This window comes from Pseudomonas sp. ICMP22404, from assembly GCF_006227205.1.
GTDB lineage: Bacteria > Pseudomonadota > Gammaproteobacteria > Pseudomonadales > Pseudomonadaceae > Aquipseudomonas.
This window is the reverse complement of sequence record NZ_VCNG01000006.1, coordinates 305188-312659: the sequence shown is the minus strand read 5'-3', so window position 1 is coordinate 312659 and position 7472 is coordinate 305188. Positions and strand designations below refer to the sequence as shown.

General features: G+C 61.9%; 7 protein-coding genes. All 7 read left to right on the top strand.

What is annotated here, in order from left to right; all coding sequences use genetic code 11:
* Positions 1–224: 224 nt before the first annotated feature.
* The 7 genes from FGE05_RS13745 (at position 225) to FGE05_RS13710 (ending at position 7462) form a co-directional block, all read left to right on the top strand.
* The gene (locus tag FGE05_RS13745) at positions 225–986 is read left to right on the top strand and encodes a hypothetical protein (RefSeq protein WP_257225647.1); all 762 of its coding nucleotides are present in this window, start codon (positions 225–227) and stop codon (positions 984–986) included.
* A complete protein-coding gene (locus FGE05_RS13740) occupies positions 977–1849 on the top strand; it encodes a fatty acid desaturase (protein ID WP_139645700.1) in 873 nt (290 codons plus the stop codon). The genes FGE05_RS13745 and FGE05_RS13740 overlap by 10 nt, the downstream gene beginning before the upstream one ends.
* Before the next feature lie 3 nt (positions 1850–1852).
* Positions 1853–2608 (top strand): metal-dependent hydrolase, encoded by a 756-nt coding sequence (locus FGE05_RS13735; protein WP_139645699.1) that lies wholly within the window; start codon positions 1853–1855, stop codon positions 2606–2608.
* Between the two features lie 95 nt (positions 2609–2703).
* On the top strand, positions 2704–4083 hold the full coding sequence (locus FGE05_RS13730) for a UDP-glucose/GDP-mannose dehydrogenase family protein (RefSeq protein ID WP_139645697.1): 1380 nt from the start codon (positions 2704–2706) through the stop codon (positions 4081–4083).
* A 275-nt stretch (positions 4084–4358) separates the two neighbouring features.
* Positions 4359–5066, top strand: coding sequence for an HPP family protein (locus tag FGE05_RS13720; protein WP_139645693.1), 708 nt, complete (start codon positions 4359–4361; stop codon positions 5064–5066).
* 133 nt (positions 5067–5199) lie between these two features.
* Positions 5200–6306, top strand: a complete 1107-nt coding sequence (locus tag FGE05_RS13715; RefSeq protein ID WP_139645691.1) for an enoyl-CoA hydratase/isomerase family protein — start codon at positions 5200–5202, stop codon at positions 6304–6306.
* Positions 6307–6310: 4 nt separating this feature from the next.
* On the top strand, positions 6311–7462 hold the full coding sequence (locus FGE05_RS13710) for an acyl-CoA dehydrogenase family protein (RefSeq protein ID WP_139645689.1): 1152 nt from the start codon (positions 6311–6313) through the stop codon (positions 7460–7462).
* The last annotated feature ends 10 nt before the right edge of the window (positions 7463–7472 follow it).

Genomic DNA, 7472 nt, shown 5'->3' with positions numbered 1-7472 from the left:
GATACAACAACGTCAGGCTCCATAGCTACAACGATTACCGGTCGCCGGTAGCTATGGAGAAACTGGCGGCGTGAAACCTTAACTGGTGTCCAGAATTACTTGACCAGTTCAGCCTGCTCGCGATAGCGGTATATCAGTCAACCTCGTCATCATAGCTTCACACCGCTGATCTACCGTGTGCGCCGATTGCTCCAGTCCCCCTCAATCGGTGAGCCGCTTACCTGATGCAAGCCCTCCTGAAAAAAACAAGAAATGAAGCCCCCGACGCCGCGCCGGCAGACCTGCAACCAGCCCATGACGATGAGATCGATGTCCGGTTCCTGACAACGGCCGATCTCCCTTCCCTGCTGGAACTCGAGCAGAGGAAATGGACCGACGACCAGCGCGCCGATGCGCTCATGCTGGCGAGTCGAATTGCAGCCTTCCCCACCTTGAGTGTCGGTGCATTCTGCGTCCATACCGGCGCCGCGTTGGCCTCGTTGTTCATGAAACCCACCCGGCACGACGTCATCCACCGCTGCTCGACGTGGGAAGACTGCGCCAGGCGACAGCACGGCGATGAGTCCGCAGCGACCGGCACGTTGTTCGGCATCAGCCTGAGCAGCATCGATCCGAAAGCCGCGAACGCCATCTTCGAGTTCTTCTGGCCCTACGCACTCAAGCAGGGATGGTCGGACATCTACCTGGGCTCCCCCGTCCCGGGCCTGCGGGACTGGCGCTCGAAGAACCCCGGTATCACGGTCGCGCAGTACGTGCGCAGTCAACGCCAAGGACTGCCGCTGGATCCACAGCTGCGTTACTACTTCAAGAAAGGCTTTCGCCAGATAGTCGCCATCAAGGACAACTACTTTCCCCACGAACCGTCGCTGGATGTCGGCGTGTTAATCCGGGGCAGAGTGCCGCTTTCGGGGCTTTCGTTCCTCTGGAAGCGAGTGCCGCTGCCTTGGTTGCAACGCATGAAAAAGCTGGTCTTCGTATGTTTATGAAGCCCTTGTTCCAAGGACTCGGCAGCAACCTGCCCAGCTATCTGTTCCTGGCACTGTGTATCGGGAATACGGCTGCACTCGCCTGGCTCGCAGGGAACGAAGCTTTCGGATGGCTGGAGTTCGCGCCGTTGGTGATACTGCAGGCGGTCCTGATGATCGGTGTTCAGGAGATCAAGCACCAGGGCGTGCATCGTCAATTTCTCGTTGGCACGCGCCTCAACGATGCCGTCGGAATGCTCGCAGCGGCGATGTTCGGCGCCAACTTCGTCGGCTACCGCTACTTTCATCTGGAGCATCATCGCAAGACCTGTCAGGCCGACGATCCTGAAGGGCTGATGTATGAACAGTCATGGCGAACGCGCCTGATCTGCCTGCTGGGCCCCGTCGAGCAACTCTGGACGACCCTCTCCACCAATGCCATCTCCCGACGTTATGTCCCGCCTCGCGAAGTCTGGCGCTGGCGGCGGAACAACGCCCTGCTTGCCCTGTTCCTTGCTGCGCTGGCAGTGGGCATCCACGAGGCGCCTCGCCAAGTCCTGAGTGCCTGGCTGATCCCGTATTGCCTGTTTGCCTGGCTGGATTTCTGGTTGACCCAGGCCGAGCACTATGGCGTCGCGATCTCGGCCCAAGGGGCGCGTCGTGCCCCGGCGGACATCACGACGGACGTTTACCTGCCGACCTGGGTGTCCTGGCTCATCCTGCACCGCTCGCTGCATCGCACGCACCATGATGCGCCGGCGACCCGCTGGTTCCATGCCCACGCCCGCTCGAAGGTGCTGGCTGAAACCCGGCCAGGCAGCGCGGTGGGGCTGTGTGCTTTTCTTGCCACCTGGATGCGTTTCGGTCCGCGACTCTGGAAGTAAACCTTGGAAAATCAAAAGCAGAACGAGCCTTTGTCCTTCCAGCCCTTCTGGAACGACACGCCGATCAAGACCTATCTGTTCGATGCTTTTTCAGTGCTGTTGCCCGCGGGTGAACAGTTTGTGATTTCGGTGGTGGAGTCAGCCGCCTCACAGCTGCAACAGACCTCGACACTGGCCGCCGAGTCGCGCCGTTTCGTCGCTGAGGAGCGCGCCCACCAACGAGCGCACCGGCTCTACAACCAGCAATTGGAAAAGCAAGGGTTCGAGGTCAGGAAGTATGAAGTCGACATCGAAAAAGACCTCGAGAACGTGCAGTCGAAGGCGTCGCCCAAGGCGCAGCTGGCCCTGGCTGCCGCGTTCGAGCATGTGACGGCGGTGATATCCAGGATTGCCTTGCGCAAGGGCGGCCTGCTCTCGGCCACCGAATCTTCGCAGACGCGCCTGTGGCGCTGGCATTGCCGCGAAGAAGTGGCCCACCAGCATGTCACCACGGATCTGTTGCGGGCGTTGGGCGTTCCTTACTGGCAGCGCATGCTCTGGTTCCTGGTGGCATCGGCGCTCCTGGCATTCGATGTCCTGCGCCATGTCCACGGTTTCGCCCGCCTCGATATCCGACGTGGAAGGGTCAGCGCCGCACAGGTGCGACGAGCAGCGGGTCGCCTGTTGTTGCGTGACGGCATGAACCTGGTCTTGTTGGCCGCCGGATGGATCGGCTACTGCCTGCCATTGAGCGTCCGCGTGACTGCGAACTGTCAGTGAACTGCAATATTCCCGACTTATTCTGGCCCCATACGCCACGGTTCATTACGGATCGTGGGTCATGCATGCCGGGAATTGCCCAGGGGGCCCACCAAATGAAAATAACGGTATTCGGTAGTGGTTATGTAGGGTTGGTGCAAGCCGCCGTGCTGGCCGAAGTGGGCCACGACGTGATCTGCATGGACATCGACGAGCAGAAGGTCGAAAGCCTGCGTCAGGGTCAGGTCAGCATCTACGAGCCGGGCCTGGCGCCATTGGTGCGTGAAGGGATTGAAGCTGGAAGGCTGCATTTCACCAGCGATGAGCGGCTCGCCGTACAGCACGGCCAGGTGCTGTTCATCGCGGTCGGTACGCCGTCCAGGGAGGATGGGGCGGCCGATCTGTGCCAGGTGATGGCGGTCGGTGAGGCTGTCGCCCGTTATCGCGAGCAACCGGTCCTGTTGGTGGAAAAGTCCACCGTACCGGTGGGCACCGGCGACGCCCTGCGGGCACACATCGACAAATGCCTGATCAAGGCCGGTCGCCTGCTGCAATTCGATATCGCGTCCAATCCGGAGTTTCTCAAGGAAGGCTCGGCGGTTGCCGATTGCCGCCGCCCGGATCGCATCGTGGTCGGCTGCGAGCGCGATGAGGTCCGGGAAATCATGCGTGACCTGTATGCGCCGTTCAATCGCAATCACGACCGGGTCCTGTTCATGGACCTGCGCAGCGCCGAGCTGACCAAATACGCCGCCAATGCCATGCTCGCGACCAAGATCAGCTTCATCAATCAGATCGCGGAACTGGCGGAGCACCTGGGGGCCGACATCGAATCGGTGCGCCTGGGCATCGGTGCCGATTCACGCATCGGCTATCACTTTATCTACCCGGGCTGCGGCTACGGCGGCTCGTGCTTTCCCAAGGACATGCGCGCCCTGATCCACAGCGCCGAGCAGGCCCATTGCGCCAGCGACCTGCTGCAAGCGGTGGAAGCCATCAACGGGCGCCAGAAACACAAGCTGTTCGAGCGGATCAAGGCGTTCTACAACGGCGATCTGCGCGGAAAAACCTTTGCCCTGTGGGGGCTGGCCTTCAAGCCCAACACCGATGACATGCGCGATGCGCCGAGCCGCGTGCTCCTCGAATCGCTGTGGGCCTCCGGCGCAACGGTCCGGGCGTTCGATCCGGAGGCGATGCAGCAGACCCAGCAGCTCTACCCCAACGAGTCGAAACTCCTGCTGATGGGCACCCCGGAATCGGTCTTGCCGGGCGCCGACGCGCTGATCATCTGCACCGAGTGGCAGCCTTTCAAGGCACCGGACTTTGCGCTGATCCAGCAACGGCTCAAGGCGCCAGTGGTGTTCGATGGCCGCAATTTGTATGACCCGGAGCGCATGGCCGACAGGGGCTTTACCTATTTTCCGATGGGGCGCGGGCAGTCATGCGATTTGCCCATCGCACCGCACACGCCGTACCCGATCCCCCGAAGCGCTTAACCCTGTGGAAGCCGGGCTTGCCCGCGAAGGCGTCGACACATTCAACATCTGAAGTGACAGACAGACCGCTTTCGCGAGCCAGCCCACTCCCACGTTGGGAGCACACCGTTACTTCAAAATAAATGATCTCAAACAGCATTAATATGAATTTGTAAGCGAGGATGCTGGGCGTCACACTGTGCGGCGTTCCTTCCCCAATTGTTGGAGCACTTAAAGGGCTTTCAGGGACTCTCCCGTAAGCCCCTTTTTTTGTTCGCTTTTTGGATTTGTGCTCAATGCTTTCTCGCTGGTTCCCCGCGGCTATCAATACCCGTCCCACCGAATGGAGCCGCGCCGCCATCGGCATGGCCCTGGGGGTCATGTTCAGTGTCTGGCTCTGCGGCCAGGTGTATGGCCTCGACGTGGCGCAACACCTGATCGGCCCTCTTGGGGCTTCGGCCGTGCTGCTGTTCGCCGTGTCTTCGGGCGCCCTTGCCCAGCCCTGGTCGATTTTCGGCGGTTACCTGTGTGCCTCGGTCGTGGGGCTGCTGGTGGCCCACGTGTTGGGGCGAACATTGGGCAGCGCCTGCCTGGCAGCCGGCATGGCCCTGGTATTGATGTGTTGGCTGCGCTGCATTCATCCACCGGCCGGCGCCCTGGCGGCGACCTTGGTGCTGGCGGACTCGTCCGTCGCCGCCCTCGACTGGCAGGCCCTCGGCGCGGCCATGCTGGCAGGTTCCACCCTGCTCGTCAGTGCGCTGGCGTACAACAACCTGACGCGGGTGCGCTATCCGAAGCGGGCCAGCGAGCCGGTGGCCGTCATTCCCGCCGACCATCCCCCCGTGGACCGCCAGGCCATCACCGCCGAGGACTTGAAGCTGGCTCTTGCGGAAATGGAAGCATTCTTCGACGTAACCCCTGAAGATCTCGAACAATTGATCCACGCCAGCGAGCGAAATGCCAAGCGCCGCAGCATCACGGAGGTGCTGTCGGGTCGCGAGTGAGCCTGTGGCTGCTATAAATATGCAGACAGGACCTGCACGTATACCGGTTGTGCGAGGCAATTTTGCACTGTTACGATCCCGACCGGATACGCGCGACACAATTCATAAAGACAATAAAAGCAGGGAGTTAGCGATGACTGCTCAGGTTTCATCCCAAGCCACAGGGAGCGTCGAAGTCGTGGCCTGTGAGGTGTTGGTCGAGGTTCGCAACCACATCGGCCATCTGACCCTGAACCGCCCCGCCGGCCTCAATGCCCTTACCCTGGCCATGGTGCGCAGCTTGCAGCAGCAACTCGATGCCTGGCTTGCCGATCCTCAGATCCACGCGGTGGTGTTGCGCGGCGCCGGAGACAAGGCGTTCTGTGCCGGTGGCGATATCCGTTCGCTCTACGACAGCCACAAGCAAGGCGACACGCTGCACGAAGACTTTTTCGTCGAGGAGTACGCCCTCGACCTGACGATCCACCATTACCGCAAACCGATTCTCGCCCTGATGGACGGTTTCGTCCTGGGCGGCGGCATGGGCCTGGCACAGGGCGCGGACCTGCGAGTGGTGACCGAGCGCAGTCGCCTGGGCATGCCCGAGGTCGGCATCGGTTACTTCCCGGACGTGGGCGGCAGTTATTTCCTGCCGCGCATCCCTGGCGAACTGGGTATCTACCTGGGGGTCAGCGGTGTCCAGATAAAGGCGGCCGACGCGTTGTACTGCGGCCTGGCCGATTGGTATCTGGAAAGCCGCAAGCTCGCTCAACTCGACGAGCGTCTCGACCGCTTGGAATGGAGCGACATGCCGCTCAAGGATCTGCAAAGCCTGCTGGCGAAACTCGCCGTGCAGCAACTGCCGGCCCCGCCCCTGGACGGCCTGCGTCCGGCCATCGATCACTTTTTCGCCCTGCCCGATGTGCCAAGCATGGTCGAGCAATTGCGCCAGGTCACCGTCGCCAACAGCCATGAGTGGGCGCTGCAAACCGCCGAGCTGCTGGAAACCCGTTCGCCCCTGGCCATGGCGGTCACGCTGGAGATGCTGCGACGTGGTCGCCACTTGAGTCTGGAAGACTGTTTCGCCCTGGAGCTGCACCTGGACCGGCAATGGTTCGAGCGCGGCGACCTGATCGAAGGCGTGCGCGCCCTGCTGATCGACAAAGACAAGAAGCCCCGCTGGAACCCGCCGACCCTGGATGCGCTGGACGCGAACCTGGTGGCGAGTTTCTTCGACGGCCTCGACGACCTCGGGAACTGAATCCATGCACGACCTCGAACTGACTGAAGAACAAGTGATGATCCGCGACATGGCCCGGGACTTTGCCCGTGGCGAAATCGCGCCCCATGCCCAGGCGTGGGAAAAGGCCGGTTGGATCGACGATGGCCTGGTGGCGAAGATGGGTGAACTGGGCCTGCTGGGCATGGTGGTACCCGAGGAATGGGGGGGTACCTACGTCGATTACGTCGCCTACGCCCTGGCGGTGGAAGAAATCTCCGCGGGTGATGGCGCGACCGGGGCGCTGATGAGCATCCACAACTCGGTGGGCTGTGGGCCGGTCCTCAACTTCGGCACCGATGAACAGAAACAGACCTGGCTGGCCGACCTGGCGAGTGGACAGGCCATTGGCTGCTTCTGCCTGACCGAACCCCAGGCGGGTTCCGAGGCCCACAACCTGCGCACCCGCGCCGAACTGCGGGACGGCCAGTGGGTCATCAATGGCGCCAAGCAGTTCGTCAGTAACGGCAAGCGGGCGAAACTGGCGATCGTGTTCGCGGTGACGGACCCGGACCTGGGCAAGAAAGGCATCTCGGCCTTCCTGGTGCCGACCGATACGCCGGGCTTCATCGTCGATCGTACCGAGCACAAGATGGGCATCCGCGCTTCGGACACCTGCGCCGTCACCTTGAACAACTGCAGCGTTCCCGAGGCCAACCTGCTGGGTGCCCGTGGCAAAGGCCTGGCGATCGCCCTCTCCAACCTTGAAGGCGGCCGGATCGGCATCGCCGCGCAGGCCCTGGGCATCGCCCGGGCGGCATTCGAGGCGGCCCTGGCCTACTCGCGGGATCGGGTGCAGTTCGACAAGCCGATCATCGAGCACCAGAGCATTGCCAACCTGTTGGCCGACATGCACACCCGCCTGAATGCCGCCCGCCTGCTCATCCTCCATGCTGCCCGCTTGCGCAGCGCCGGCAAGCCCTGCCTCTCAGAAGCCTCCCAGGCGAAGCTGTTTGCCTCGGAAATGGCCGAAAAGGTCTGCTCTTCGGCGATGCAGATTCATGGCGGCTACGGCTATCTGGAAGACTATCCGGTGGAGCGCTACTACCGCGATGCACGGATTACCCAGATCTATGAAGGGTCGAGCGAGATCCAGCGGATGGTCATCGCCCGGGAATTGAAGAACTACCTGGTGTAAACCCATCGCG

What these genes read in the sequence shown, in the direction of transcription:
- FGE05_RS13745 (WP_257225647.1), top strand. Translation starts at nt 225, where the DNA reads ATGCAAGCCCTCCTGAAAAAAACAAGAAATGAAGCCCCCGACGCCGCG.
- FGE05_RS13740 (WP_139645700.1), top strand. Translation starts at nt 977, where the DNA reads ATGTTTATGAAGCCCTTGTTCCAAGGACTCGGCAGCAACCTGCCCAGC.
- FGE05_RS13730 (WP_139645697.1), top strand. Translation starts at nt 2,704, where the DNA reads ATGAAAATAACGGTATTCGGTAGTGGTTATGTAGGGTTGGTGCAAGCC.
- FGE05_RS13720 (WP_139645693.1), top strand. Translation starts at nt 4,359, where the DNA reads ATGCTTTCTCGCTGGTTCCCCGCGGCTATCAATACCCGTCCCACCGAA.
- FGE05_RS13715 (WP_139645691.1), top strand. Translation starts at nt 5,200, where the DNA reads ATGACTGCTCAGGTTTCATCCCAAGCCACAGGGAGCGTCGAAGTCGTG.
- FGE05_RS13710 (WP_139645689.1), top strand. Translation starts at nt 6,311, where the DNA reads ATGCACGACCTCGAACTGACTGAAGAACAAGTGATGATCCGCGACATG.